The organism is Planococcus sp. TJ-301, assembly GCF_058268475.1.
The window spans coordinates 1599596-1626567 of record NZ_JBZDOH010000001.1; the positions used below are offsets into that span (position 1 = coordinate 1599596).

General features: G+C 47.5%; 22 protein-coding genes. 6 read left to right on the forward strand and 16 right to left on the reverse strand.

The window, feature by feature from the left end:
• Positions 1–76 precede the first annotated feature (76 nt).
• The 4 genes from AC4EHJ_RS07890 to AC4EHJ_RS07905 form a co-directional block, all read right to left on the reverse strand.
• The gene (locus AC4EHJ_RS07890) at positions 77–1531 is read right to left on the reverse strand and encodes a phospholipase D-like domain-containing protein (protein ID WP_490975635.1); all 1455 of its coding nucleotides are present in this window, start codon (positions 1529–1531) and stop codon (positions 77–79) included.
• A gap of 102 nt (positions 1532–1633) precedes the next feature.
• Complete coding sequence (locus AC4EHJ_RS07895; RefSeq protein WP_490975011.1) at positions 1634–2170, reverse strand: RNA polymerase sigma factor; 537 nt, start codon at positions 2168–2170, stop codon at positions 1634–1636.
• Positions 2171–2515: 345 nt separating this feature from the next.
• Positions 2516–3574, reverse strand: coding sequence for a YkvI family membrane protein (locus tag AC4EHJ_RS07900; RefSeq protein ID WP_490975012.1), 1059 nt, complete (start codon positions 3572–3574; stop codon positions 2516–2518).
• A gap of 219 nt (positions 3575–3793) precedes the next feature.
• Positions 3794–5047, reverse strand: a complete 1254-nt coding sequence (locus AC4EHJ_RS07905) for a hemolysin family protein (protein WP_490975013.1) — start codon at positions 5045–5047, stop codon at positions 3794–3796.
• Positions 5048–5196: 149 nt separating this feature from the next.
• Between AC4EHJ_RS07905 and AC4EHJ_RS07910 the strand changes: the two genes are divergently transcribed.
• The 4 genes from AC4EHJ_RS07910 to AC4EHJ_RS07925 all read left to right on the forward strand — a co-directional run bounded on the left by AC4EHJ_RS07910 (position 5197) and on the right by AC4EHJ_RS07925 (position 9368).
• Complete coding sequence (locus tag AC4EHJ_RS07910; protein ID WP_490975014.1) at positions 5197–6570, forward strand: dipeptidase; 1374 nt, start codon at positions 5197–5199, stop codon at positions 6568–6570.
• A 91-nt stretch (positions 6571–6661) separates the two neighbouring features.
• Complete coding sequence (locus AC4EHJ_RS07915; RefSeq protein WP_490975015.1) at positions 6662–7225, forward strand: glycerol-3-phosphate acyltransferase; 564 nt, start codon at positions 6662–6664, stop codon at positions 7223–7225.
• A gap of 139 nt (positions 7226–7364) precedes the next feature.
• Positions 7365–8225: a DegV family protein gene (locus AC4EHJ_RS07920; RefSeq protein ID WP_490975016.1), complete on the forward strand. Its 861-nt coding sequence runs from the start codon at positions 7365–7367 to the stop codon at positions 8223–8225.
• 123 nt (positions 8226–8348) lie between these two features.
• Positions 8349–9368 carry a DUF2804 domain-containing protein gene (locus AC4EHJ_RS07925; protein WP_490975017.1) on the forward strand — a complete coding sequence of 340 codons (1020 nt, stop codon included), beginning with the start codon at positions 8349–8351 and terminating at the stop codon, positions 9366–9368.
• Positions 9369–9461: 93 nt separating this feature from the next.
• Here the strand turns inward: AC4EHJ_RS07925 and AC4EHJ_RS07930 are convergent, their stop codons facing one another.
• The 3 genes from AC4EHJ_RS07930 to AC4EHJ_RS07940 form a co-directional block, all read right to left on the reverse strand.
• Complete coding sequence (locus AC4EHJ_RS07930) at positions 9462–10175, reverse strand: glycerophosphodiester phosphodiesterase family protein (RefSeq protein WP_490975018.1); 714 nt, start codon at positions 10173–10175, stop codon at positions 9462–9464.
• A gap of 11 nt (positions 10176–10186) precedes the next feature.
• Positions 10187–11041 carry a tryptophan 2,3-dioxygenase gene (gene kynA / locus AC4EHJ_RS07935; protein ID WP_490975636.1) on the reverse strand — a complete coding sequence of 285 codons (855 nt, stop codon included), beginning with the start codon at positions 11039–11041 and terminating at the stop codon, positions 10187–10189.
• Between the two features lie 73 nt (positions 11042–11114).
• On the reverse strand, positions 11115–11966 hold the full coding sequence (locus AC4EHJ_RS07940) for a GNAT family N-acetyltransferase (RefSeq protein ID WP_490975019.1): 852 nt from the start codon (positions 11964–11966) through the stop codon (positions 11115–11117).
• A 145-nt stretch (positions 11967–12111) separates the two neighbouring features.
• On the opposite strand from AC4EHJ_RS07940, the gene AC4EHJ_RS07945 reads away from it, so the two are divergent.
• The gene (locus tag AC4EHJ_RS07945; RefSeq protein ID WP_490975020.1) at positions 12112–13161 is read left to right on the forward strand and encodes an acyltransferase family protein; all 1050 of its coding nucleotides are present in this window, start codon (positions 12112–12114) and stop codon (positions 13159–13161) included.
• 71 nt (positions 13162–13232) lie between these two features.
• Here the strand turns inward: AC4EHJ_RS07945 and AC4EHJ_RS07950 are convergent, their stop codons facing one another.
• The 5 genes from AC4EHJ_RS07950 to AC4EHJ_RS07970 form a co-directional block, all read right to left on the reverse strand.
• Complete coding sequence (locus AC4EHJ_RS07950; RefSeq protein ID WP_490975021.1) at positions 13233–15056, reverse strand: ABC transporter ATP-binding protein; 1824 nt, start codon at positions 15054–15056, stop codon at positions 13233–13235.
• Positions 15049–16776: an ABC transporter ATP-binding protein gene (locus tag AC4EHJ_RS07955; RefSeq protein WP_490975022.1), complete on the reverse strand. Its 1728-nt coding sequence runs from the start codon at positions 16774–16776 to the stop codon at positions 15049–15051. The genes AC4EHJ_RS07950 and AC4EHJ_RS07955 overlap by 8 nt, the downstream gene beginning before the upstream one ends.
• A 132-nt stretch (positions 16777–16908) precedes the next feature.
• Positions 16909–17823, reverse strand: coding sequence for a DMT family transporter (locus AC4EHJ_RS07960; protein ID WP_490975023.1), 915 nt, complete (start codon positions 17821–17823; stop codon positions 16909–16911).
• Positions 17824–17882: 59 nt separating this feature from the next.
• A complete protein-coding gene (locus AC4EHJ_RS07965; protein ID WP_490975024.1) occupies positions 17883–18932 on the reverse strand; it encodes a copper resistance D family protein in 1050 nt (349 codons plus the stop codon).
• Positions 18929–19498 (reverse strand): copper resistance CopC family protein, encoded by a 570-nt coding sequence (locus AC4EHJ_RS07970; protein ID WP_490975025.1) that lies wholly within the window; start codon positions 19496–19498, stop codon positions 18929–18931. The genes AC4EHJ_RS07965 and AC4EHJ_RS07970 overlap by 4 nt, the downstream gene beginning before the upstream one ends.
• 177 nt (positions 19499–19675) lie before the next feature.
• On the opposite strand from AC4EHJ_RS07970, the gene AC4EHJ_RS07975 reads away from it, so the two are divergent.
• A complete protein-coding gene (locus AC4EHJ_RS07975) occupies positions 19676–21697 on the forward strand; it encodes a sensor domain-containing protein (protein WP_490975026.1) in 2022 nt (673 codons plus the stop codon).
• A gap of 30 nt (positions 21698–21727) precedes the next feature.
• Here the strand turns inward: AC4EHJ_RS07975 and AC4EHJ_RS07980 are convergent, their stop codons facing one another.
• The 4 genes from AC4EHJ_RS07980 to AC4EHJ_RS07995 form a co-directional block, all read right to left on the reverse strand.
• Positions 21728–22195, reverse strand: coding sequence for a threonine/serine exporter family protein (locus AC4EHJ_RS07980; protein ID WP_490975027.1), 468 nt, complete (start codon positions 22193–22195; stop codon positions 21728–21730).
• 13 nt (positions 22196–22208) lie between these two features.
• Entirely contained in the window at positions 22209–22994 is a 786-nt protein-coding gene (locus tag AC4EHJ_RS07985; RefSeq protein WP_490975028.1) for a threonine/serine exporter family protein, read from the reverse strand.
• A 558-nt stretch (positions 22995–23552) separates the two neighbouring features.
• Positions 23553–24692, reverse strand: coding sequence for a zinc-dependent alcohol dehydrogenase (locus AC4EHJ_RS07990; protein WP_490975029.1), 1140 nt, complete (start codon positions 24690–24692; stop codon positions 23553–23555).
• Positions 24693–24785: 93 nt separating this feature from the next.
• Positions 24786–26948: a beta-propeller domain-containing protein gene (locus tag AC4EHJ_RS07995; protein WP_490975030.1), complete on the reverse strand. Its 2163-nt coding sequence runs from the start codon at positions 26946–26948 to the stop codon at positions 24786–24788.
• Between the last annotated feature and the right edge of the window lie 24 nt (positions 26949–26972).

Sequence of the window (26972 nt, forward strand, 5' to 3'; positions counted from 1 at the left end):
AAAAAGTGGACCCGAGAAAAATTTTTCTCAGGTCCACTTTTTTGTTTTATTCGACGATTGCCGCTGCATACCTAACTCAATAAGTAGTCAGTTTGAATATTTTCTGGAAAGCGTAAATACCGCGCTGCCAGAAAGTGAAGTCATCCTGGTATTCTTCAACGTCAAGCGTATACAGCGCGTCTTCGTTGTCCCATAGCATATTGAAATAGCTATCTACTTTCCCAGTGATGTCACTGTCGTTCGGGGCAATGATCCGGATATCGCTTTCCAAATTGTAATTATCCAGCGTTCGTTCGGTGTAATTGGCTGAACCGCCATAGATATATGTTTCTTCCGCAGTTTTGATCATCAATGTTTTCGTGTGATATTGGCCAACAACTGCATTGTACCAACGCGCTTGCACTTTATTGCCGGAGTTTTCCAGAATCTCATTAACCACAGGCCGGTTCGGAAGGCCGGTTTTTTCCGTACCGAAGGCATTTTCGTTCGGGTCTAGGATCATCTTGACATCGACGCCTCTTTTTGCCGCCTTTTCCAATGCGTCAACCACTTCTGCCTGCGCGATATAGAACATGCCAAGCCTGATGGCATCCCCATCCTGCGCTTTTACGATATCCGCTAGAAGGGCATCCTGGATTTTCTTTTCCGTCAAATACTGCGCTTGGTACTCTCCTGTTTGTTCGGCTGCGTCGATTCTTGGAAATTCCGGTCCACCGGAAAACTTCGAAACGGCTTCTTCCGCTTCCAGGAGATCATTAATAATTTCGCCGCTTACTTTGAACGCCATATTGCCGTGAAGGCCGCTGGCGTTATGGGGATTTGCCGAGCTGACGATGGCTTCTTTTTCTGTAATAACCACTTTTCTGTGATTCGCTTTGATGTTCAGCATCGTCAAATAAGAGGCAATGGATAAATCAGGTGCGTCACTGGACATGCCATTCGGCACCCAGCCGCGGCCGCCCGTATCGAACCACTGAAAAATGACACGGTAAAAGCCTGAATACAGCGGCATCGAGTCGCGCAGTTTATCCAAATCCGTAATAATAATTTCGATTCCTGCCTTGTCCATCGTATCGAAAAATTGATTTTCATAAGAGCCGTAACCCGTGTTCAGGGGATCGCTGATAAAATAAATCGGCATATCCGGATTTGCTTCTTTCTTTTTCAATAAATGCTCTGTCAGCAATTCAGATATGGCTGGAAATTCTATTTTTTGGTCATTGTAATTATCGAAAAGAAAAAGGTCCAGGACGATAAATTCTTCTGCTTCATCAATCATTGTAAAAATCTCATCGTATATTTCCAGATGATACTCGGTTTGCGTACCTTCTTTATCCTGGGCATACGATAGGTCATACAGCATTTCCACGTTCTCTACATTGCGCAATTCGCCTGCATAGGAAATTCCTTCAGGCAGCGGTTTATATGTATGCCAAATGATGACAATCAAATACATTATGGCCAGTACCCCTGCTATTGTATAGACGATTCTTCTGCGCTTGCTCCACCCTGTTACTCTTTTCTTCATAATTCGCTCCCCCTCCTCTTCATTATAGCAAGAAGAAGTGAAAACAATGGATTAATTTTATGGAAAAAAAACCCACCTATATAGGTGGGTTCGTAAAGATAGCACTTAAGCTGTTACAACGTATTCGCGGGTACGAGCATCTTCCATCAGCATATCTTTTAAGCGCTGTTTGCCGCGGAACAAACGGGATTTCACGGTGCCAATTGACACTTTCATCGTTTCCGCAATTTCAATAAGCGATAATTGATGTACATAGAAGTAAAGGATGGTTGTGCGGTAAATTGAATCCAATTCCGATATCTTGCCGCGGATCATGTCGGAAACGTCTTGCTGTTCCAATAGTTCCGCTGTGCCTGCTGCGTCAGATGGAATCAAATCCAGCAAGGAGACGTCGAGCCCTTCCGGCTGTTGGACCATATGCTTGCTGCGGCGCACGTTTTTGCGGTAACGGTCACGGAATGTGTTCATGCAGATCGTCGTTAGCCATGCTTTTACGTGGTCGACATCTTTGATCGATGATTCATAACGAACGACTTTCAGCCACACCTCTTGCATCAAATCTTCCGCCTCGGCTTTGTTGCGCGTCAATTTCAGGCATAAATGATAGATATAGCGATTGTATTCTGCGTAAACATTTTCCATGATCGTTTCCTCCATCCGTTTACTTACCGGTTCCTGTGTTTTCTTGTTAACCTTATTGTGCCGCACCCCAACCTTTCCCTCTATCGCATTCACTTTCATTTCGCTTACATATTTGTAATAAAGAAAAGTGGAAGCGGCCGTTCGGATTCGACCGGCATAAGACAGACTGGCGAAGCGGCGTGTTTTCAGCCGCACAGCCAGGCTGGCTTATGACCCGAGAATCTGGCCGCTGCAACTCGACAATAAGAAAAGTACAGATGCCCACGCAACCACAAAAAAGCAGCGCCTCAGACCTCCCGTAATCGGATTGCCTGCAGCACTGCTTCCTCTGTTGCATTTACATTATTATTGTTCTTTTGCTTTACCGACTTTGCGGATATTCGCCAGTATCAATGCACCTACAAGGAGCAAGCCCAAGTAGCCGACAACCGGGTAGAACCAGTTGACCAATTGCGTAAAGCCGACAAAGCTCAAACCGAACGCGATGATTCCTGAAATAATCACGAAAATTCTGAAGCGTTTCGTACCCATTTCAGTGAATCGCGCGGAGAATGACAGCAGCAAGCTGACAGCTGTATTATAAATCATGGCGAAGATGACGATGGCCATGACAATGCCAAGAAATGGTGAAATATTGTCCGCCAAGCTCAGCATCGGCAAATCAGAACCTCCGACGACGTCCACTTTCGAGAAAATAGCCAAATAGCTCAGCAATATCAATACGCCGAAAACGATGCCGCCAATCATCCCGCCGCGTGCTGCAACTTTAGAATTTTTTTCCGCGCCTCCCATCACAAGCGCCATAGAAGTCGTCAGTGCAATAGACAATGAAACGTAATTGATCGCTGATATGAACCAATTCGGTGCAGCTGACAATTGCTCTTTCGCGACCGGCTCGAGTTCAGTAAAGCTGGCGTCCATCGTCAGCAAACTGTAAGCCGCTATCCCGACAACCATCAAAATAAGAAATGGCGTGACACTGCCGATAATCGTAATGACTTTTTTAACATTGAGCATGATTGTGAGAATAACCAAAACCGTCATTACTGCCCGGCCGAACGCTGGGGCTAATCCAAACTGCTGCGAGAAAATCGATCCCGCTCCTGCAATCATAACGACCAGAATACCGAACAACGTGAGAATCAGTGTGTAATCAATAATCCTCCCGATTACTTTTCCGCCAATCTTGTATACCACTTCTTCATGGGACACTGTCTGCAACCTGCTGCCAAGCCCGGTCAGCACTTTTCCCAAGTAGCCGAAGAGCACAGTGGCAAGCGCAACTCCCGCGAGCCCCCAATAGCCAAAACTAGTGTAATATTGCAATATTTCCTGGCCGGATGCAAAACCCGCACCGACTACAATCCCTATAAATGCACTTGCGATTTTCAAACTTTTCTTCATCTTATTCCCCTTTCATTTTAATGGACGCTATTTTTTAGCCGTGTGTTAAACTAAGCTCCTTTATTCTTTACCTTTAGGAATAAACAATAAACAATATACACGCGATTCACATGAAAACCGGGCTTTCTTCGCCTATAAATCCCAGCGAATCCCTATTTTCGGGCAATAAAAAAGAACCCCCGACGAATTATCGGATTCGCCGAGGGTTCTACGCTGCCTTTATAGTGAATTGGCCATCATTTCTTCATTTGCATTTTTCGTAATCGTCAATCGCATGATGCGATTGCGGTCCATTTCATTAATTTTGACGTGAAGGTTTTCGTAAATGAACTCTTCGCTTTCTTCCGGTACATGCCCAAGCTGCTGCATGACAAAACCGGCAATCGTATCATGGTCACCCGGCACGTCCACGTGGAACATTTCGTTGACATCCTCAATTTCCAGGCGTCCGTGGCAAGTCAGCTGAGTGTCGGTCATTTCGAAGACCAGTTCGTCTTCTTCTTCATCCGTTTCATCTTCAATGTCCTGCCCGATCATTTCTTCGATGATGTCTTCATGAGTAACGATGCCGAGCGTCCCACCGTATTCATCAAGTATGACGGCCATATGCTTTTTCTTCGCCATCATCATCTTGAAGACTTTTTCCACACTGACCGACTGCACGACGAATAATGGATTGTCATCCATCAATTCAGCAAGCGTCAGATTCGGGTTCATCGACCATTCGATCAATTTCTTCGATAAAAACAGGCCGACAATATTGTCGAGGCTTTCTTCGTAGACCGGATAGCGCGTATACGAAGAATCGAGGATTAAATCGCGCACTTCTTCATAAGTCGAATCGAGCGAAATGCCGACAGTATCGGTGCGGTGGGTCGACATGACGTCAGAAACATCTTTGTGCGGGAAGTCGAGCACGCCTTTGATGCGCTCGGATTCATCTTCTTCAAACGTTCCTTCAGTCGAAGCAATGTCAACCATCGTCCGCAATTCCTCTTTGGTCATCGTCGCTTCTTTGACGGTCCCTTTCGAAATGATGCGGATAAAGATGTTTGTAAATTGCGCCAAAATCCATGTCAGCGGCTTAAAGATGACAACGAGAAATGAAATAACCGGGAATACCAAATACGCGACTTTATCCGAGAATGTTGCCGCAATTGTTTTCGGCAGCACTTCCCCGAAGATAATGAGCACGACAGTCAGGATAGCCGTCGCAACACCTACTTCCCATCCTCTCGTCAAAGCGATTGTTGTGACAAGCGTCGGCAGCATTATATTGGCAATGTTGTTTCCGATTAAAAGAGTCGTAATCATGCGGTCCGGCTTCGCGATCAATTTTTGCAGCTTTTGTGATTTGACATCACCCTGCTCAGCACGAAGATGGACCTTCATCCTATTTACAGCTGTCAAAGCCGTTTCGCTTCCCGAGAAGAAGAACGACATCGCCAAAAAGAATCCTAATGCAATAAACAAATTTATTTCCTCCAGTGTCTTGAAACACGTTTTTAAACGAGCTATTTCCGTAGCAACAATTATATCATAGCCTTTTTCCAAATGTCGAAAACCACATCTTGTATGTTATAATTTTTCCATAATTAAAATTTATGGAATAGAGGGATAATATGAACGCTCAACAAATCGATCAATATTTTAAAGATTACCGTGAACAGCATCTTGAAGAATTGAAGGCATTTTTGCGCATCCCTTCTGTCAGCTCACTGTCAGAACACAAAGACGACGTCCGCAAAGGCGCCGAATGGTTGAAAAAGTCGATGCAGGAAGCTGGGCTGGAAAACGCCGAAATCTTCGAAACTGACGGCCATCCTGTCGTCTACGCAGACTGGCTCCATGCGGAAGGCAAGCCGACTGTTCTTGTATACGGCCATTACGACGTCCAGCCTGTGGATCCGCTGAATCTATGGGAGACGCCGCCATTCGACCCTCATGTGCGTGACAATAAATTATTCGCGCGAGGCGCAAGTGACGACAAAGGCCAAACGTTCATGCACGTCAAAGCGGTCGAAGCCTTGCTTAAACTGAATGGCGAATTGCCGGTGAATATCAAATTCATCGTCGAAGGCGAAGAGGAAATCGGTAGCCCGAACCTGCCGAAATACGTAGAACAAAACCTGGAGCAATTGAAGGCCGACTTGATCGTCATTTCCGATACAGGCATGCAAGGTCCCGGGCGTCCGGCTGTATGCTATGGGCTGCGCGGTCTTGCCGGCATCCAAATTGATGTCAAAGGGCCAAAAGGCGATTTGCATTCAGGACTTTACGGCGGCGCCGTGCAAAATCCGCTGCATGCCATCGTGGAGATCCTGCAATCGTTCCGCGATAAAGAAGGGGTCATCCAAGTCGAAGGCTTTTACGATGATGTCATTGAAGTCTCAGACGCGGAACGGGCTGAATTCGCCGCTCTTGAATTTGATTTGGAACAAGAAAAGAAAGACCTGGGCATTACAGAAGATTTCGGTGAAAAAGGCTACTCGTTCGTTGAGCGCACTTGGATTCGTCCGACACTTGAAATCAACGGTATCACTGGAGGCTTCTCCGGCGAGGGCATCAAAACCGTGCTGCCTGCCGAAGCGAGTTCTAAAATCACTTGCCGCCTTGTACCCAACCAGGATCCGGATGACATTGTCGCAAAATTGCGGACGCACGTTGAAGCACATAAACCAGCGGGCGTCACTGTGAAAATTTCTGAATTCGACAAAGGCCAGCCATTCCTGACGCCATACGACCACCCGGCTATCCAAGCAGCAGGCCGTTCTTATGAAAAAGTCTATAACGTCAAAACCGCTTTTACACGCATGGGTGGATCCGTGCCGATTGTTGCCGTATTCGACCAAGTCATGGGCTTGCCGGTCGTATTGATGGGCTTCGGCTTGTCTTCGGAAAACTTCCATGCGCCAAACGAACATTTCCATCTTGAAAACTTTGATAAAGGTCTTCGCGTCATCAGCGATTACCTATTTGAAGCCGCAAAGCTGTAAGATCAAACCATGGCCTTCCTTATGAACAGGAAGGCCATTTTTTTGGCTTTGCCATGTTTTTTGAACCAACTATCTTTTCCGGGAGGTAAAAATGGCCATCTATTGGATTGCATCGTATTTAATCGGAAATCTTCTGACAGCCTGGTGGGTTGGAAAGTGGAAGGGTGTCGACTTGCGAACTGAACTCAGCGGCAATTTAGGCGCACGCAATGCAGGAGCTGTTATCGGTAAAACCGCTTTTTTCCTGACATTCCTAGGCGATGCGGCTAAAGTCGGCATTGTAATCTGGCTGGGCCATTATTTGGGTTTTGAAAAATGGATAATTGCAGTGGCGGCACTCGCGGCCATCTGCGGTCACCTCTTCCCTGTCTGGCTAAAAGGCCGGGGCGGCAAGGGCATTGCGTCCTTCATCGGCGCTGCGCTGATTTTAACACCTACTTTATTTCTGATGATGGCAGCAGTGTTCGCCGCCTTTCTGCCTTTCGTCAAGAGCGCAACCTTAACAATGCTGTTCAGTTTTCTCGCTTATGCCGTCTCGATGGTCTGGTTCAGCGAGCTTCCCGACTTCTGGCCGCTCCTTGCTGCCATGGCTCTGATCCTCATCAAGCACGTTCCGGATATAAAAGAATCTTTCGAAATCCGGTTCAACAAATAATAAATACTATCCATTCACTAATGTTTTCATATACCTAAAACAGCGTATTCACTCGACTTCAAGATAATACTATGTCCTTAAAGCTATTCATGTTATAGTTTATTTATTCAAAAAACTTTAAGATAGGATGTTGCAACCCATGAAAAAACCCATTGCCTGGATCCTTGACTCGACAGGGTTCGTTACCGAAGAATTCAAAGCTCATCCCGACGTTTATATGGTGCCGTTGAATATCCATTTCGGCCGCGAAGAATTCATCGATGACGGCGTCGATTTAACGAACAAAGAATTGTATGCGCGCATCAAAAGCTCAGCTGAATTCCCGAAGACATCCCAGCCTTCTGCTGGTAAATTCGCGGAACTCTATGAAAAGCTGAAAGAAGAATATGAATGCGCAATTGCCGTCCACGCTTCTGCTAAACTGAGCGGCACCATTGCATCGTCCACGGCCGCTGCAGAAATGACCAGCTTTAAAGTCTATGCGATCGACTCGCTGGCATTGTCTTATGGTTTATCCGGTTTGATCGACCGCGGCCTTGAGTTACAAAAACAAGGCATGGAGGCGGAGGAAATTGCCGAGCTTCTGCAAAAAGAAGTCCATGACCTGCGCAATTACATCCTGATCGGCAACCTGTCCCAATTGTATAAAGGCGGCCGCATGAGCGGAGCCCAATACTATATTGGCAGCCTGCTGAAAGTAAAGCCGATCGTCCAACTGAGCTCGGAAGGCGAATTGGTCCCGATCGACAAAGTCCGTTCGCATAAGAAAGCGATTCAGTATCTCCTGGACCGTGTAAAAGAAGACCACGAGAAATACGGCACTGACAAGTTCCAGATCATGCACGGCAACGTCCTGGACGAAGCCGAAAGTCTCAAGCAGGACATCCTTAAAATCGTACCGGAAGCTAAAATCCTGGTTGGAGATCTAAGCTCATCTCTTGCTGTACATGCCGGCGAAGGAACCATCGCTCTGCTTTGGAGAAAGCCGCCCCAGAACTAAATGAAAGCCCCGGATATATAAGATATCCGGGGCTTTTCAGTGCCTGTAAGACGGTTATTTCGTGAAAATTCTGCTACAATGGAATTACCATTTACAATGATCGCTGAAGGTGAGGTGGATTCAATGCAACATATGGAACGTGAAATTACTGAACATGTCATGCTATGTGATGCAAAAGGCCAATTAAATCCGAATGCGATAGGTTTTGCACGCCAGCCACTGGTAATCAGCAATCTTCGAGGCAATTTCATGCGGAAGAAAAAGTGGAATTACTGGTGTGTTTTCGGCGAAGAAGTGATGTTTTCTGCTACCATTTGCCACTTGGATTACTCGACGGTGTGCTTTGTCTACTTCCTGAATTACGAAACGCAGCGTTTTTATGAAAAAACCGTCATTATGCCTTTTACCCGCCAAATTAAATTATCAAATCAAGTTCTTGATACAAGCCACTTCCTCCATGAAGAGATGAATATAAAATTCGAATATGAGCACAATGAAACCCGCATTTTAGTAGAGGTCGAAGAATTCGATGGAGAGCCGCTGGAAGCTTCCTTGCTGATCCGCCATCCCGAAAACCACGATTCGCTTAATGTAGTTATCCCTCGGAACCGCCAGACTTTCCAATTCACAGGCAAGCATCTGTCCCTTCCTGCTACCGGGTCTATAAAGCTTGGCAACCGGACTTATGAAATTGATCCGGGGGACAGTTTTGCAGTACTCGATTACGGCAGAGGCATCTGGCCGCGTGAGTCCTCATGGAATTGGGGAATGGCTTCGCAGCGCTCCGATGGTAAAACCATCGGCTTGAATTTCGGAGGCAAATGGACAGATGGCACCGGCATGACCGAAAACGCTTTTTTTGTCGACGGCAAGATGACGAAACTGCACGAAGACGTCCTTTTCCATTACAATAGCGAGAACTACAAAGAACCTTGGTTTATCCAAACCAAATTCTCTGATGACGTTAAATTAACCTTCACGCCGTTTTTCGAACGCGAATCGAAGACAGACTTGAAGCTGGTAAAGTCAGAAATCCATCAATTGATCGGCTATTACAATGGCTATGTCCGTTACCCCGACGGCCGGAAATTGAAAATCTCCCAAATCCTCGGCGCGGTCGAGGAGCATTTCGCGAAATGGTGAAACGTGTGGCTATGCAGCAATTGCACGAGGCACCTAACATGAACAATAAAAACAGGCCCCGGCGCAAATTGCGCCGGGGCCTGTTTTTTGATATCATTTCAGCTTCTCAAGCATGCGCGCGGGGTAATCCGTGAAAATGCCATGAATGCCAATTTGCTGCAATTGTTCGGCGTATTCAATGCTATTGACGGTATACACATAGACGATCGACCCTTTTCTTAAGGCATCGGTCGTCATTTTCCGGAATGCGGCCGGCAGCGAGACATGAATTTGTTTGGTTCCGATGACCCTGGCGTAATCGTAAACGTCCACATAAATCTGAGAAGTCAGTATTGCCGACTTCACTTCCGTTTCCCGGCAGATATGGAGGACATCTTCGTGGTTGAACGAAGACAGCAGCAGCCTGTCCATCAGTCCTCGCTTATTGGCAAGGTTGATAACTTTATCTACCAGAGTATCGTATGGAAAAACATCCGATTTGATTTCAATATTAAGTCGATGGTGAGTGTCTTGGAAAACTTCAAACACTTCATCGAGTGTCGGGATGCGTTCCCCTCTCCACTCTTCGGAGAACCAGGAACCAGCGTCGTATTCCTGCAATTCGTCCATTGTCATGTCTTTGACATAGCCCTTACCGTCAGTTGTCCGATTGATTCTTTCATCATGGATGACAACAGCTACACCATCTTTTGTTAAATGCACATCAAGTTCTACGCCGTCGATAGGCAATGCCGCAGCTGCCTTAAAAGCAGCCAGCGTGTTTTCCGGATGTGTTCCGGAACTTCCTCTATGTGCAAAAATCTTCATCCCGTGGCCTCCTAAATTTCCGTCCGAATTTCCCATAGTTCTGGGAAGAAGTATTGGTCGAGCACTTTTTTCAGGTAGTTGACCCCTGATGAGCCGCCTGTTCCTTGTTTAAAACCGATGATGCGTTCCACTGTTTTCATGTGGCGGAAGCGCCATTGCTGAAGCCAGTCTTCGATGTCGACGAGCTTTTCAGCCAATTGGTATAATTCCCAATACGTATCCACATCGCGGTAAACCGTTTTCCATGCTTCTCTGACGCTTTCATCCGATTCATAGACTTTCGTAACGTCACGGTTCAAGACCTCAGGATTGATGTGGAAACCGCTTCGGGCCAACTTTTGGATAGCGGCGTCATAAAGCCCAGGTTTGCCGAAAGCTTCCAACAGCGTCTTATGCAGCGCTTCATCTTTTTCGTAGATTTTCAACACATGCTGCGTTTTATAGCCCAGGGCAAATTCAATCATCCGGTATTGATACGATTGAAAGCCGCTGGCATTTCCGAGATCTCCACGGAATTCCATGTATTCTGCTGGTGTCATCGTTGCGAGAACGTCCCAGCCTTGGATAATCTGGGATTGGATTTTCGAAACACGCGCCAATTGCTTGAAGGCTGGCTGAAGGTCGTCATTGCCGATATGGTCGATTGCCGAGGTTAGTTCATGCAATATCAGCTTCATCCATAGTTCCGACACTTGATGGATGATGATGAATAAGGTTTCATCATGATGTCCGCTGACGCCGCCTTGTGCGTTCAGCAATTGATCAAGATGCAGATATTCCCCGTACGTCATGCTTTCTTTAAAATCCGTGCGGATGTTGCTTTCATTTGCCGCTGCAATATTTTGGCCGTTTTTGTAATCATTCATGGATTGGGCTCCGTCCTGCTCGTCTTCAGCTGTCCTCATCTGCTATACCCGCTATGCTCGTATTCCATACCAATTATGCCGGTTTTGTTGCCTTTTTCCAATAGGCCACGATGTCTACTGCTTCGAAGCCGGACTTCTCGTAGACTTTCAGCGCGTCATTTTCCGTTTCCACATCCAGCAGGACTTGGTGCTTGCCAACAGCAAATGCATGATGCCTGCACCATAACAAAAAGGCTTTGCCATAGCCTTTGCCTTGCTCTTTGGGATCGACAGCGAATGCTGTCACCCATAAATCTGTTCCCTCCTCAAGAAGCGTCGCAGCAGCCACCATCTTACCGTCCCGTGCCATCAACCAGACGTTCCGGTCGGGCGACTCGATGTTATGGGAAACCACGGATAATATCCCTTCGTCAAAAGCCGCCTCCAATAGCGAATCCAATTCTTCCCGCTCGCCGTTATATGGCCGTACAACCAAGTCATTCGGCAGCTCCAGCTCCTCCAACGGTCCCGCAGCCATTAGGATTTCCTTGAAATCGAGCCTGTAGCCGAGGCTTTCCAGAAATTGTGCAGCTTCGGGCGTTTCAATGGATGCGGCCAGTATGCTTTCTGCCTGGCGCTGGCCATGGCCGTGTTCAATGCCTTCTGCCAATGCGGTGCCAAGCGACAATCGGCGGTACTCAGTGTGTACCAGCACCGACCATTCATAATGATGCAAGCCGACCATATCTGCCGAAGAAGCGAATCCTACTAATTTCCCGTCATCTGTATAAGCGAAGACTGCAAATCCTCTGGCTTCCGGATTTTGCCAAAGCGATCTATGGAGCACTTGGCTGTAATCTGTTTGAAATAATGTTAAAAAGTTCGAGGCATCCTGAACGGTCTTGCCATCCAAAGGAAATGACTCTATTGATAGGGAAATATTCATTTTCCACCATCCCTTCACTTGATTATTTTCATCGTATCACAAGATTACAGAATTAAACGAACTTTTACCGTTCTGTATCATTGGTTTAAAGGCGTTGTAGTTAGGCTATAATGTGTTGATGAACTTATTTTCGGAGGTCAGCATTATGGCGAAAGAACGTTTAACGTGGGTGGATGCAGTAAAAGGATTCCTGATGGTGCTTGTTGTCATCGGGCATTATTCAGGGCCGATGCCTGTCGAATCCCCTTTGATCACATATATTTATTGGTTCCACATGCCGGCATTTTTCCTTTTGAGCGGCTTGTTCTTTAAACCGATAACCGATAATAGCCAATTAAAACCGGCTATCCATAAACGTTTTATGCAGCTAATGGTGCCTTATCTATTTTTCCTGCTATTATTGACGTTCTTCAAATACGGCATGATGATTGGCGATGGCACCCTTACTTCAGCCTTCCTCAGACAAGACGTGATCGAATTGACTGTGGGCGGACGTTTTTTACGCGGTGAACACGGCGTCTTCTGGTTTGTTACGGTTATGTTCGCCACTTACTTGCTGTTTTTGTGGATTACACGCCAAAAGCGCTGGCTGCAGTTCACCATCTTGGCTGGCTGTTATATGGCCGCACAGCTGGAAGGATCATTCGCTATGGGGCTCGCTTCTGAACCAGACGCTGCCTCTGCCCAGATCCCAATGATTGGGAATCTGGACGTTGTGCTTATCGCCGTCGTCTATTTTGCGACCGGCTATTATTTCAAGGCATTTTGGATGAATATCCCGAAAGCCGCAATCGGCATTGCGGCGACAGTTGTTGCTTTGGCAATGGCCGCCGATGGCATCGGACTTATCAATTACCATTTAAGCCTGAAATTTTTGCGCTACGACCATTTCTTGCTGGATCTCATCATACCGATTGCGATGTCAGCTTTAATCGTCGGCATCTTCCAGCAGATGACAGCCATTAAAAGGCTGCCTTGGTTCGAGAAAATCGAAAAACATTCGATTTCAATCATGTATCTGCACATCTTCATCGGCTTTGTCGTCAAAGATATGCTTCCTTATAATATTTTGACCTACACATTAGCGGGATTATTCGTGCCGATTGTCTTGTCAATCCTGATTCCCAAGACGATTCCGCTCGGCGAAATCCTCATCGGCCGATTCAATCCGCGCAAACATATGCACTTGAGCTGAAAAAAAGAGACAGAAAGCAGAGTATCTGCCATTCCGTCTCTTTTTTGTTGGAAAAGATTTAAACTATGCGGTCACAGCTTCGCATCCGCGAGCATTGCCGTGTACAAACCACCGCTGTTGATCAAGTCCTGCTGCTGGCCGAACTCGACCAATTCACCCATTTCCATCACCAGCACCAAATCAGCCTGCCGCACTGTGTTCAAACGGTGCGCAATGACGAAGCTGGTTCGGCCGGCCATGAGATGTTCAAGAGCTTCCTGTATTTTCAGCTCTGTGACGGTATCGATGCTGCTCGTTGCCTCATCCAATAAAAGGATGACAGGATCTGCGATGAGCGCTCTCGCAATCGACAGCAATTGCTTCTGCCCTTGGCTGATCATCGAGCCGTCGCCTTTCAACACCGTGTCGTAGCCGAACGGCAATGCCTCGATAAAGTCATGGGCATTGCTCCTTTTCGCAGCCTCGACCACTTCTTCATCGGTTGCATCGAGGCGGCCATACCGAATATTTTCCCGCACCGTCTCTTCAAAAAGGAACGGGTCCTGCAGGACAAAAGCGATTTGTTTGCGGAGCGTTTCCCGCGGCATCGCTTCGATCGGTGTGCCATCAAGGCGTATCTGCCCTTCCGCCGTGTCATAGAAACGGGCAAGCAACTGCATAATCGTCGTTTTCCCCGCACCGGTCGCTCCGACCAATGCGGCAGTCTGGCCAACGCCGACGGCAAAGCTCACATTACGGATTGTCCAATCCTCTTCCGCACCTTCGTATTTGAAAGACACATCGTCAAATTCGACCAGCCCGCGCAGCTTCTTATCGGCATTCAAAACCGCTTCATCCTTTTCTTCCGTTTCTCCCATGATCGAAAACACACGTTCCGCCCCTGCTATAGCCGACAGTACGGTATTGAACTGGTTTGCCAAGTCATTGAGCGGGCGCGTAAACTGGCGGGCATACTCAGTAAAGATGACAATGACCCCGATTGAAATCGATCCGTTAAGCGCAAGAATACCGCCCACGCCGGCGACAATCGCAAAACTGCCGTTGTTCAAAAAGTTCATCACTTTCGGAATGAACCCAGCATAAGTCCATGCCCAAAATCCTGTACGGCGAAGATTCTCACTTTTCACGAGAAACTCTTCCATCACGCGCGGTTCCTGTGAAAAGGCTTTGACGATTTTCTGCCCGGAAATCGATTCCTCGATCAAACCGTTCAATTCGCCGATGGCTTGCTGCTGCTCTTTGTAGAGACGGCCCGTGCGCTTCGTAATCCATTGCATCGAAACGTACATGAGGGGAATGATGATTAGCGTCAAAACCGTCAGCAGCGGGCTCAGCCACAGCATGACAATGATGGTCCCCGTCAATGTCAGGATGCTTGAAAACACTTGGATAAATGTGCTGTTAAGCGTTGTCGACACATTCTCGATGTCATTCGTCATGCGGCTCATCAACTCGCCGTGCTGGCGTTTGTCGAAGAATGAGACCGGCAAACGCTGAAGATGCTCGAACAGCCTGGTGCGCATCCGGTAAATCACTCCTTGGGCAATCCCGACCATCCAATAGTTTTGCAGGTATAACGAGACAGAATGCCCGGTATAAACGGCAATGAGCCAGAAGATGACCGTTCCCATGCCGCTGAACGTCTGGGGGACGATGAATTCATCAATAATAAAACCGATCAGGTAAGGGCCTAGCAGCGCCAACGCTGAACTGACGAACACCAAAGCAAGCACTGCCACCAACAGGAGGCGATGTTCATCCACCAGTTTCCAGATGCGCAGCAGCGTGGATTGCCAATTCTCCGCACGCTCGGTTTTTTTGCTGTCTTTCTTTTTTAAGTCCTCTTTCTGGATTACCGGTTCGTAGCCGAAAGGACGCCGAATCGCCTCAAACATACTCGTCCACCTCCTGTTCTTGCTGTGAAAAGGCAATCTGCCGATAAAGTGAAGACGCCTTCAAGAGCTGTTCGTGTGTTCCATAAGCGGAAATTTCACCATCCTCCAAAAGCAGGATGCGGTCAGCTTTCATCGCTGTGCGGATTTTTTGTGTGACCATGAGCATCGTCGCATTTTCCCGTTCGAGCTCTTCCCACAGCGCCGCTTCCGTTTTCACATCAAGCGCGCTTGTGCTGTCATCCAAAATCAGCACCGATGGTTTGCGTACAAGTGCACGCGCAATCGACAAGCGCTGTTTTTGGCCGCCGGATAAATTGACGCCTTTTTGTCCGACACGCGTGTTATAGCCATCCGGAAAACGCATGATGGTATCGTGGATTTGGGCTTTAACAGCGGCGTTGGCAAGTTCACCTTGCTCAGACTGTTCTTTCCCCCACGACAAGTTGTCTGAAATGGTCCCCGTGAAAAGCATCGATTGCTGCGGCACGATGCCGATGGTTTTGCGCAATGTCCGCAGCTTCCATTTCTGCACGTCGCTGCCATGGATTTTCACAATGCCATCCTTAGCATCATAAAACCGGGGAATGAGCTGCAAAAGCGTCGATTTCCCCGACCCAGTCGCACCCATAATCGCCAGTTTTTCATTCGCTTCCAAGCTGAACGTGATATTCTTCAGCACCAATCGATCCGTTCCGGGATATGCAAATGACACGCCATCGAACTCGACAGCTCCGCGCTGCAGCATATTGTCTCCACCATTTTCATCTTTTTCACGCACGTCTTCCGCAAGCAGCACTTCTTCGATTCGCTCAGAAGAAGATTTCGCCCGCGCAAACGCCATAATGATGAACGAGAACATCGAGAAAGCGCCAGTCATACGCATGGCGTAGTTGACGATTGCCACCAGTTCGCCGATTTCAGCACTGCCTTGACGAATTTCAAAGGCGCCAAACCAAAGCACCGCTAATAACGACAAGTTCATGCCGAATAAAAGAATTGGCAAAATGATTTCCATGACGCGGAATGCTTTCACGGTATCGATTTTCAGCGAATCGGCTACGCCCGAGAAGCGATTCGATTCGTGTTTGCCGCGCAAATAAGCTTTGATCAGCCGGACAGCCTGCAAGTTTTCCTGAACCATCCGGTTAAGCTGATCGAGCCGCTGCTGAACAAAACTGAAATGCGAAACACCTTTTTTCACCATAATGTATAAAAACACCAACAGCAATGGAAAGATGACCACCAGATAAACCGCCAGCTGGGCGTTAACGACAAATGCCATGACGATGCTTCCAATAACGAGCAACGGCGCGCGCAGCATGATGCGCAAACTCATGAACAGCACCTGCTGGACTAAGTTGACATCGCTGGTCAGCCGCGTGATCAAGCCCGACGCCGGAAAGCGGTTGAACGTTGCCAGTGAAAAAGACTGTATCCGCCCGTAGACGGCCTTTCTCAAGTCGAACGAAAAGCTTTGCGATACGTGCGAAGCGAAATAGGAGTTCACCACACCTGACAAAAAGGCGATGACCGAAAGCCCCATCAATATGATTCCATATTCGATGATTTGATCGCGGTCCCCCGCCATGATGCCGTCGTCGATGATTTTTGCGATGACCAGCGGCTGCAAAAGCTCCACTGTCAGTTCAAGCAGCATAAGAGATAAGGCGATGGAGATTAAAAATTTATATGATTTGGCGTACGAAAAAACAGTTTTCACCCGCATAGCCTCCTTGAACATTTCGATACACGAACTTTTATCTTGTTATTATGACATAATTCTCTGACAACAGACAGTATATTTCCTTGAAAATAAAAAAAACGGCGCTTCTATAAAGCGCCGCTTCGTGACTTATCTGACTCTTCGTTTTTTCAGTTTAACATTGCCTGCCAGCGACAGGAATGTGACAAACACCAGCATGATGAGCGCTCCTGTAAGCTGGGTCGGTGCAAGTATCTGATGAAACCAGAAAGCTGAAATAATCATTGCCGTAAGCGGTTCCACCGCAGACAGCACACTCGTTTCCACTGGCGTGATAAAGCGCATGCTGCTTAGGAACAGGACAAACGCCAGCGTCCCTACAATAACCAAGGCAAGGAAAATCAAGAGCGCTTTTGGATCCATCAGGCTTCCCCAATCATCCGCAAGAAACACCGGATCCACAATCGCCAGGAACAGGCCGCCAATCAGCATCGACCATCCTACGACAAGAAGTACGCCCCATTCTTGCATCAATTGTGCTGGGTATAAAGTATAAAAAGAAAACGTCAGTCCTACTAAGATGCCCCAGAACAGCGCTTCGCCGCTGATGATCAGCTCATCCGGACGACCATTTGTCAAAAGCAGGAATAACCCTGCCAGCGTTCCCACCATGCCGATCACCTGATAAAGCGGCGGCAATTTCTTTTGGCGCAGTGAAATGAATAGGATGATGTAAATCGGCCCCAAAAATTGAAGCAGCGTCGCGACGACTGCGTCACTGGCTGCAATGGCTGATACAAATGTAAATTGCGCGCCAAGCATGCCGAAAATCGAGAACAGTACAAGTGGACGGATCCAAATGCGCCCTCTGAAAATCGATGTGACTTTCACTCCTTTCATTTTCACAAAAGCAAGCAGCATCACCCCCGCCAGCATCAGGCGCAGCGTGGACACAAAAGTAGGCGTCAAGCTGTACTCATGCATCATCCACTCCATCATCGGGCCGGTTGCTCCCCAAAATACCGAACCCGTGATGATCATTGCAATCCCTTTAATACGGTTCATGGCAAATCTTCCTTTCTACAGGAAAAACCAATCCCGGAAGATTGGTTTTCTGGTATTCGTTAAAAAGTGGTGGTCAGCATCAAGCCGCAATACGCGGCTGCGATAAAACCGATGCCGAACAGTACGGAAAATCCGGCAGGCAGGCTGCGTTTATAAGACAGCGGCACCATCACCAAACAAAGGAGTGCTATTCCAAGCAGCAGCAGGCCATTCAATGAAAAGGCCGGTGCTGCGCTGATTGGAATATACAGCGGACCCATGAACGCTTCGATAAACGGCGCCGCCCCTTCCGAGCGGAATGTATCATTGACATCGTGCGGAGGTGCTTGTTTGCTCATGAACGCGGTCATTGCCAGCGTTGCCAATAGCAAAATGCTTTCCGCTTTCAGCCATGCCTGTTGGTAAAGGCGTTTTTTATTCAAAAAGCCATTGATGGCTGCCGCCAGCAATAGCGGAAGGATGCTCAAATGTTTCAATAACAGCAATTGGCCGTAAGGCAGAACCCATGAACTGGCGTAATCAGCTGGCGCCACAAAGAACAGCATGATGACAAATCCACTGATTAACAGGATCGCGACACAGGCACTGGCAAATGGCGTGAACCACGCCAAGAATCGCTCCCATTGCCCGCCCTTTGATAACCATGCTGTCTGCAGCAGCATTCCCGCCCAGAGCACCAACGCCAAAAAATGGATCGTATGGCCAACGAAACCGCTCCATAAATTCAAGGTCGAAGCGTGGCTGAAAAATCCGACAGCCAGAATTAATGCCAGCGTGTAGTACGCGGCCATGTATTTTGAGCCGTCGTAATAGATGGTGACGCCAAGGAGCAGCGAAATCAATGCGGTAATCACCCAGCCATGGCCGGTCCGGTAATCGAGCAGCACGGTAAAGAACGTCCCGAAACCGCCGTCCAAAAACACCAGCAATTCAATGACAGGGGCCAGCGAAAAAAGCACAATCCCGATTACGCTTAACATCAGCAGCCATCGCGGCTCACGGATTTCCGGCTTATGGGACTGAGGGATGAATTTCAACAACACCGAACTCGCGATAATGGAAAATGAGATATACAGCAAAAAATCAGCAATTGAAGTGAAAAAGATCATCGCTTCTTTTTGATCAGCAGGACAGAGCCGAACCCTATCAGTACTGTAACAGCAATAATCAATAAAATTGTCAGAAGGCTGCCGCCTTCTTTCCCTTCATCCGCAGCAGCTTGCTGGTCTTCATCGGACTCGGCAGGCTCTGTTTGAGCTGCCTCTTCTTGTGCAGCTTCTCCTGTGGATTCTTCAGCCGGTTCTTCCGATGCTGTTTCTTCTGCAGGAGCCGCCTCCACACTGAATAAAATTTCCCCTTCAATTGGATGACCATCTTCACCTATAATTTTCCATGAAATTATGTATTGGCCATTCACTAACTCTTCATTGATTAAGCCTTTCATCACGTTTTCAGAAATTGAAATACCATCCAGCGCCACGTCTGTCTCAGGTCCTTTGAGCGTCATCATGCTGCCTTCTTCGATAATTGTGCCAAACACCAATTCAAGTTCCTCCGGGGTTTCAGCCAATTTCTCACCTTCTGCAGGGTTAGACGATGTCAATGCTGTATGGGCATGCGCCGTGAAAGGCATCCCGATCATTAGCAGCAACATTGCCACAATTATTTTCTTCATTGAGTTTCCCTCTTTTTCTTTATTTTTCATTTTTTCTTTCCCCATTCTCTCATGCTTGTTAAAATAAGCATAGTCATTGTATCTTATAAATAATCGCAGGGAATATTTTGAAAAGGATGACGATAGTCCTTTTCTTCTTTATAATGGAATTAGACTACGGAGAAGGAGCGTCATGGAATGAGTGAATTACAAGAACTGCTAGCGGATAACCTCGTTTTTAACCATATCCCTTTTCCCATTATCATTATGGACAAAGACGGACTTGTAGTATGGTGCAGCCGCCATGCAGAACGTGTTTTCCAAATCGAAACCAATACAATCAAAGGCCAACTTTATCCATATATGAACCCGGAGAGAGCCGCTCTTTATAAGCATTCCTGGGAAACGGTTATACATAGCAAAGAGCCGATACGGTTTGAAGATGTAGAAGTCGAATTAGGTGGCGGAACGCTGACGTATACAACCATCGTCACAAAAGCATTCACTGCTGATAATGAACAATTCATCATGGCGATTTTCGAAGTGGACGATGCTGACGAAGAAGGATCGGCAAACCGCGAATTGAACAGCTTGCGGAGCGGATTGGATAATTCGTTCATGTTGCTATATTTTGACGAGGAATTTTTGATCACTTACGCAAATCCTTTGTTTCTAAAACTCAGCAAATGGACGCCGAAACGGATTCTCGGCAAACCGATCTGGCAGATGTTCGGGGAAGAAAGCGCGGATGTCCGTTTTGTGGAAACGCTTGTGGCAACATTGAAGAGCGGCAATGTCTGGAACGGGCAGACGCGGAAAGTGAAGAAAGACGGCGAAGAATACTGGGTTGACCTGACTGCGATTCCGATGCAGATTAAAGGCGATGACACCTATTACATCTTCCTCGAAAAGGATATTACTGCTGCTAAGAAAGTGCAGCATCACTTGGAAGAAATTGCCTTCGTTGATCCCATCACTGGCTTAGAGAATCGCCATCGCTTAGAGCAAGTGGTCAACGAGTTTATCGAAGAGAAGAAAAATTTCTCGTTTGTCTATCTCGATATTGACCGTTTCTATACACTTCGCGATGTGTCGGACACCGATACTGAAAATGAATTGCTCATCGAATTCACGAAGCGCCTGCGCATGTATTTCTCAGATACCATCATCACCCGCGCCGGGCTGCATGAATTCGCGTTGGTGACACCGCTCAGCAACTGGTTCATTGAAGGGTTCCTATATTACCTTCAGCAGCACCCGATCTACATTGACGGGCTGTCAATTCCGATGACCATCAGCGGCGCCATCACGCGCTATCCGGAAGATCAGCAGTCGTTCGTGCACCTGATTAAAGCGTCTCACGCGACCATCAAAAAAGTCAAAGAACGCGGCGGCAGTGCCATCTCTGCGCTGACTTCGGATGACCATGAGCGCCTGAGCCGAAAATCATTGATTGAAAAACGCTTGATCCACGCGCTTGACCGCCATAATTTGCATTTGCTGTACCAGCCGCAAGTCAATTTGAAGACCGGAAAAGTGGAAAGTGTCGAAGCGCTCGTGCGATGGGAAGATTCCGAAATCGGCATTGTCACGCCGGATGAATTAATACCGATCGCCGAAGAAAATGGGATGATCAACGAAATCGGCCTTTACGTGCTTGAAACGGTTTGCACGCAGCTGAAAGACTGGCAGAATCGTGGAATCGATATGAAAGTCAGCATTAATACGTCCATCCGGGAATTCCGCGACAAGGACATGGCCAAGATCTTTCTTGAGCAGATCCAGCTAAATGGCTGCGATCCTGCTTCATTGGCGATTGAAATTACCGAACGGTTCGCTTTGGAAGCGGAAGCAGAACGGTCCATCGTCAAACAGATGCAGCAGCTGAACGCGGCTGGCATCTCCTTCTCACTCGATGATTTCGGCACAGGCTACGCCGCATTCCGCTATATGCTGATGCTGCCGATCACCAATTTGAAAATCGACCGTTCCATCATCAAGTACATCACTAAACAGGAAAAAATGCAGAAACTGATTAAAGGCATGATCCAATTTGGCAAGAGCTTGGATCTCCAAGTCACTGCGGAAGGCGTAGAAACCAACGAACAGCTGGAATTATTGCGCGCCATGGACTGCGATTTGATCCAAGGTTATATTTCCGGTTATCCGATGACAGCGGCAGACCTGGAAAAATGGCTTAAAGTTTCAGAAACGACGTAATATAAAAATAAAAAAATCGGCATGTCCCAGTCAATTCTGGGTCATGCCGATTTTCTTTTGGACGCGCTTGGCCATGACTTTGAAGACCATTTGCATCAATACTTCCGCGAACACCAACCCCATCGCGACAGCGCCTGAAATCATCAGCGCTTCAGAAGCGAAGGTTATGGCTTCCAGATAATTGTTCTCTACGATATTGCGCATGGCATTATATGCTTTGCTGCCCGGCACAAGCGGAATGATTCCTGCCACACTGAAAATGATCATGGGCATCTTGAACTTTTTCGCCAGCAGATGCGCAGCCAGCGCCACGCCGAATGCGCCAGCAAAGGTCGCCTGTACGGGGTCGTCGAGGAAAATGACGCCCGTCCGGTAAATCAGCCAGCCCGTCATACCGACCAGCCCGCAGCTGAACAATGTCCTTCTCGGCGTATTGAAAATAACGCCAAACGACGCTGCTGCCAGAAAACTTAAAAACGCTTCTAATGGCCAGTTCATCGTACCCCTCCTTTTAAAATGACAATACAAGCGCGATGCCCGCTCCAATGGCGAACGCTGTCAGAAATGCTTCCGCTCCTTTAGAGAGGCCCGAAACGAAATGCCCGGCCATCAGATCGCGGACGGCGTTAGTGATCAGCAGCCCCGGTACAAGCGGCATGATCGAGCCGATGATGATTGTGTCCAAATTTTTTCCAAAGCCGGAATGGACGGCCAACAGCGCGAACACGCCGATGGCCAACGCTCCGACAAACTCGGCAAAAAATTTCACTCGCGTTTTCTCTAAAATCGTTTCTACTATGATAAAGCCCGTACCGCCGAAAACAAAAGCGAACGGCAAATCACTCCAACTGCCGCCCAGCAGGATCAAAAAACATCCACTCGCCGTCGCTGCTGCCAGAATCTGAAGCCATATATTGAACATATAATTAGTTCGGTCGATTATTTTCAATTCTTCGTATGCCTCTGCCAGCGCCAATTCACCAGCCACCAATTTCCTAGACACCGAATTCACCAGCGCAACACGCTCCAGATCGGTGCGGCGGCTGTTGATGCGCACAAAGCGCGTCGCCAGTTCATCACTCGGAGAAAACATGATGCCCGTAGGCGTGACAAAACAATGGGAGTCTGTCATTTTCTGTGATATGGCCATGCGGATCATCGTATCTTCAACGCGGTAAGTTTCCGCGCCATTCTCCATCAATAGCTTGCCGGCCAACAGAAAACAATCGAGGGCAAGCTCGCGTCTAGTTTCAACTATTTGTGTCACAGGCTCTCCCCCTTCTGTATTATTCCTCATGATAACGCATCCGGACAAAAATTAAAACGCTCCGCCTAGGCGGAGCGTTTTTTTAGATTATTGGGAAACTCCTGACAACTCTTTTCATTTCGCTCTAGGCGGACGCTTTCCGCGGGCACGGCTTCAGCCGCTTCCCTCACTACGAAAACCGTTGCTCCTGTCCCTGTCCCTGCAACGCTTCGCTAGCTTCGGGACATGGAAGTGCGTTGCAGCGCTATACGCTTCGTCGCAAACAAGTTGGGCAAAAAAACTTTTTGCCAACTTGTTCGCCGCCTTCCGCTTCATTCAAAGGTGTTTCTTAATAGTGAAGCATTTCTTTGAATGAAGAAAACGAAAGATATAATTTCTGCAGTTTCTTTCCAATCTCCAGATATGTAGCAAAACAGCTCCGACTCCCGCGGGAGCAGCGAAGCGATGAAGTGCCGAAATCCACTCGAGCACTAGCACGAGTGGATTTCGGCGCAAGCCCGCAGGAAAGCGGTGCTGTTTTGTGGAATATTGATGTCGATGCCTGACTTGACATTGGATTTTAATTTAGTGTTTTCTGTTAGCTATAAATCAAGGTTTCAGGATGACTTTCGTGCAGTCGTCTGTGTGGTCATTGAAAATCTGATAAGCATCCGCTGCCTTTTCAAGCGGCATGATATGCGAAATGATTTCACGCGGATCGAATTCACCATTCTCAATTTTTTCGTACAGCATCGGCATCAAATGAATGACGGGTGCCTGCCCCATCTTCATTGTAACGTTGCGCTCAAAGATATTGCCCAGTGGAAACTGGTTGTACTTCAACCCATAGACGCCTGTCAATTGGATCGTACCGAATTTGGCAACTGCGTCTTTTGCGATATCAATCGCACTTAGCGTGCCGCCTTGAAGCATCAACTTCTGCTGGATTGCTTCTGCTGCCGATTTTTTGCCGTCCATTCCGACGCAATCGATAACTACTTGCGCGCCTCCGCTCGTCAGATCATGGATATGCGCACCCATATTATCGTATTGGCTAAAATCGAACACTTCAACGTTGTTCATGCGTTTCGCTTTTTCCATTCGGTATGGAATTTCATCAACCGCGATGACGCGTTTAGCGCCTTTCATCCATGCGAATTTCTGGGTCATCAAGCCGATTGGCCCGCAGCCCAGGACAACTACCGTATCTCCCTGCTTTACGCCGGCATTTTCAACACTCCACCAAGCGGTCGGCAGTACGTCAGAAAGGAAAAGCACCGATTCATCTTCAAGCTCGGAAGATTCCGGAATGACAAACGGCATGAAGTTGCCGTACGGCACACGCAGGTATTCGGCCTGTCCGCCGGAATAATCGCCGTAACGTTCAGTAAATCCGAAATAGCCGCCCGTATCGAAATGAGGATTGCCATTTGAATTGTCGCATTGGCTCTCCATGTCATGATCGCAATAGAAGCACTGCCCGCAGCTGACGTTAAATGGCAGTACGATGCGATCGCCTTTTTTCACTTTTGTCACTTCGGGCCCAACTTCTTCGACAATGCCCATCGGTTCATGGCCAATGACGTAATCTTTTCGCGCAGGCAAGGCTCCTTGATAAATATGCAAATCCGAACCACAAATAGCAGAAGAAGTGATTTTGACAACGATATCGTCTTTCTTCTCGATTTCAGGATCCTTGACTTTTTTTACTTTGATGTCTTTGACTCCTTGAAAAGTTACTGCTTTCATCTCATCGCCTCCATAGTTTTCAGAATACTCTACTACTTCCCTGATTTGATGAATAAAAAACCGCACATCCGGAATTTCCGGATGTGCGGACGGCTAATAGGCCAATGTGTCTTTCAATTCATAGGTTTCAAGATTGTAGCTTTTCACTTCGCTATTGGCTACAGTGTAAAGATTGTCACCGCTGTAAAGGATGCGCTGCACGCTTTTAGCCCAATCTTCGAACTGCATATCGGACTGCGCTATCAAATTGGCCGCTTCTGTGATGCCGTCGGGAGTTATATTGTAAATCATTGCCCCCTCACCTTCGAACTCCACATACTTGCCATCTGTTTCGCTATACATTGCCAGCGGAAAACCGTAAAGGCTCTTTTCGGGATGGATGAACAGCGCTTTGTGGTCGTATTGCAGCTGGGAATAGGTTCCCGGACCGCCTATGATTTCATTGTCTTTTTCCCGGGGATTTGAGAAATCGCTGATATCAAACAATGAAATTTTCATTCCCCCGGTTACTATCCGCGGTTCGCCGCCCTTCACCGGCTCCAGCTTCGTATCTGCCCCAAAACCGATTAAGTGGTTTTCATCCAATGGATGAAGATAATTCGAGAATCCGGGAATTTTCAATTCTCCCAGCACTTTCGGCGCGGATGGAGCGGATACATCGATGACAAACAATGGATCGGTTTCTTTAAACGTCACCATATATGCTTTATCCCCGATAAACCGGGCTGAGTAGATCCGCTCTCCTTTTGCCAAATCTTCCACTGCGCCAACTTGTTTCATGCCAGCATCCAGTACGAACAGATGGTTTTTCGAGGGTTCATTGACATTCCACGCAAATCCTTCCGTTGTTGCTATACGGAAATAGCCATTGTGCTCATCCATTGAAAACTGGTTTAAGAGTGAACCCCTCACTTCGCTGGAGGCTAAAAATTGGACTTCTGTTTCTTCCAATGCAAATTTGAAAATCTCGGTATTTGCCGTCTGCGGCATCCAGATCGCTATATCAGCATCGCTGTCGGTCACTGTGCCGTCTTCGCTGGCTGCCGGAATATAAGCGGCTGCCGTCAAATAGAGATGGTCTTTCGACATATACAACTGCTCGCTGCCGCCTAAAAATCCTTTTGTGCTAATGTCGTTTTGGGAAGGCTCCGCCAAATCGATGGCTGATATGACACTATAGCTGCCCTCCATTGTCCCTGGCAAGATGGAAAGGCTGTCGTAAGGCACCGGTGTGAGCGTGCCGCCATTTTTCGAATCGTAGGTATGTGGACGCAATTCCGTCTCATTTTGCTTTTCCATAATCCAGAAATCCGGATAGACATTGGTGACATAGTATAAGACATTGTCAGCCAGCCGTGCGCCGTTTAAATTCCCCTCTGTTCCGAATTCTCTCAGCAATTCCGGCGATGCCGGATTATCAATGTCGTAAAGGTGGACGGTTGTCATTCCCATATGCGGAAAGTACTCCCGTTCCATGCCATCCATCGGCATAATTGAATACTTGCTGCCGATCACAACAAGAACGCCATCGTTCAAGAACAATTGCTGCGGATATATTTCTTCTTCGAAAACCAGTTCATCCGCCACGGCCAATTCGTCCGGATTTCGGACATCTGTAATAATAACGCGATTTTCGCTGATTGAATAAATGAACGATCCATCGGTTTTTACGAGATCAGCTTCATCTACACCTTCAACTTGTTTATTGGTGGTTGAGTAATCGCCGCCATTCCCGGCTTCTCCGCTGGATTCACCGCTTCCGCTGTCTGCAGACTCTTCTGTGGCGCCGCTTTTATCTGTGAAAATACCAGCTTCCTCATTGCTTTGCTGCAAAGCCAGTACTTGGCCGAAATACGCCCTCAGCTCTTCAGCGTCCGTCAATGTCTGGATTTCTTCCTGAACAGAAAAAGTGAGCTCTTTTCGATCAAGTGATTTGAAAAAGCTTCCTTTGATTGCTGATTCTTTGATGTGAAGTTCGTATTGTCCAACCGGAAGCTGCGGCATTTCTATGGTTTTGCCGTTTGGCCGCAATTCCATTGAAGTTTCCACTCGATTCCCTTCCGCATCCGTCAGATAAATGTCGCCTTTTTCAATCGCATCCCTTTGGACTGTGGATGAGAAATTCGCGCGCCATCCTTGCTCAGTCAAGGCGATTGCGGGTGCGTTGACAGTCACTTTGTCGAACATCAAAACTCCTGCAATTGCGATGCCTGCAAGCAACACTGCAGCCACTAGCCATATCCCTTTCTTCTTCATTACCGACCCCGCCTTTCAAGGCTT

Bases quoted from the DNA above. Each gene is read 5' to 3' on its own strand.
- AC4EHJ_RS07895 (WP_490975011.1), bottom strand. From the start codon at position 2,170: ATGGAAAATGTTTACGCAGAATACAATCGCTATATCTATCATTTATGC.
- AC4EHJ_RS07900 (WP_490975012.1), bottom strand. From the start codon at position 3,574: ATGAAGAAAAGTTTGAAAATCGCAAGTGCATTTATAGGGATTGTAGTC.
- AC4EHJ_RS07910 (WP_490975014.1), top strand. From the start codon at position 5,197: ATGAACGCTCAACAAATCGATCAATATTTTAAAGATTACCGTGAACAG.
- AC4EHJ_RS07915 (WP_490975015.1), top strand. From the start codon at position 6,662: ATGGCCATCTATTGGATTGCATCGTATTTAATCGGAAATCTTCTGACA.
- AC4EHJ_RS07920 (WP_490975016.1), top strand. From the start codon at position 7,365: ATGAAAAAACCCATTGCCTGGATCCTTGACTCGACAGGGTTCGTTACC.
- AC4EHJ_RS07925 (WP_490975017.1), top strand. From the start codon at position 8,349: ATGCAACATATGGAACGTGAAATTACTGAACATGTCATGCTATGTGAT.
- AC4EHJ_RS07930 (WP_490975018.1), bottom strand. From the start codon at position 10,175: ATGAAGATTTTTGCACATAGAGGAAGTTCCGGAACACATCCGGAAAAC.
- kynA (WP_490975636.1), bottom strand. From the start codon at position 11,041: ATGAATGATTACAAAAACGGCCAAAATATTGCAGCGGCAAATGAAAGC.
- AC4EHJ_RS07940 (WP_490975019.1), bottom strand. From the start codon at position 11,966: ATGAATATTTCCCTATCAATAGAGTCATTTCCTTTGGATGGCAAGACC.
- AC4EHJ_RS07945 (WP_490975020.1), top strand. From the start codon at position 12,112: ATGGCGAAAGAACGTTTAACGTGGGTGGATGCAGTAAAAGGATTCCTG.
- AC4EHJ_RS07950 (WP_490975021.1), bottom strand. From the start codon at position 15,056: ATGTTTGAGGCGATTCGGCGTCCTTTCGGCTACGAACCGGTAATCCAG.
- AC4EHJ_RS07960 (WP_490975023.1), bottom strand. From the start codon at position 17,823: ATGAACCGTATTAAAGGGATTGCAATGATCATCACGGGTTCGGTATTT.
- AC4EHJ_RS07965 (WP_490975024.1), bottom strand. From the start codon at position 18,932: ATGATCTTTTTCACTTCAATTGCTGATTTTTTGCTGTATATCTCATTT.
- AC4EHJ_RS07970 (WP_490975025.1), bottom strand. From the start codon at position 19,498: ATGAAGAAAATAATTGTGGCAATGTTGCTGCTAATGATCGGGATGCCT.
- AC4EHJ_RS07975 (WP_490975026.1), top strand. From the start codon at position 19,676: ATGAGTGAATTACAAGAACTGCTAGCGGATAACCTCGTTTTTAACCAT.
- AC4EHJ_RS07980 (WP_490975027.1), bottom strand. From the start codon at position 22,195: ATGAACTGGCCATTAGAAGCGTTTTTAAGTTTTCTGGCAGCAGCGTCG.
- AC4EHJ_RS07985 (WP_490975028.1), bottom strand. From the start codon at position 22,994: ATGAGGAATAATACAGAAGGGGGAGAGCCTGTGACACAAATAGTTGAA.
- AC4EHJ_RS07990 (WP_490975029.1), bottom strand. From the start codon at position 24,692: ATGAAAGCAGTAACTTTTCAAGGAGTCAAAGACATCAAAGTAAAAAAA.
- AC4EHJ_RS07995 (WP_490975030.1), bottom strand. From the start codon at position 26,948: ATGAAGAAGAAAGGGATATGGCTAGTGGCTGCAGTGTTGCTTGCAGGC.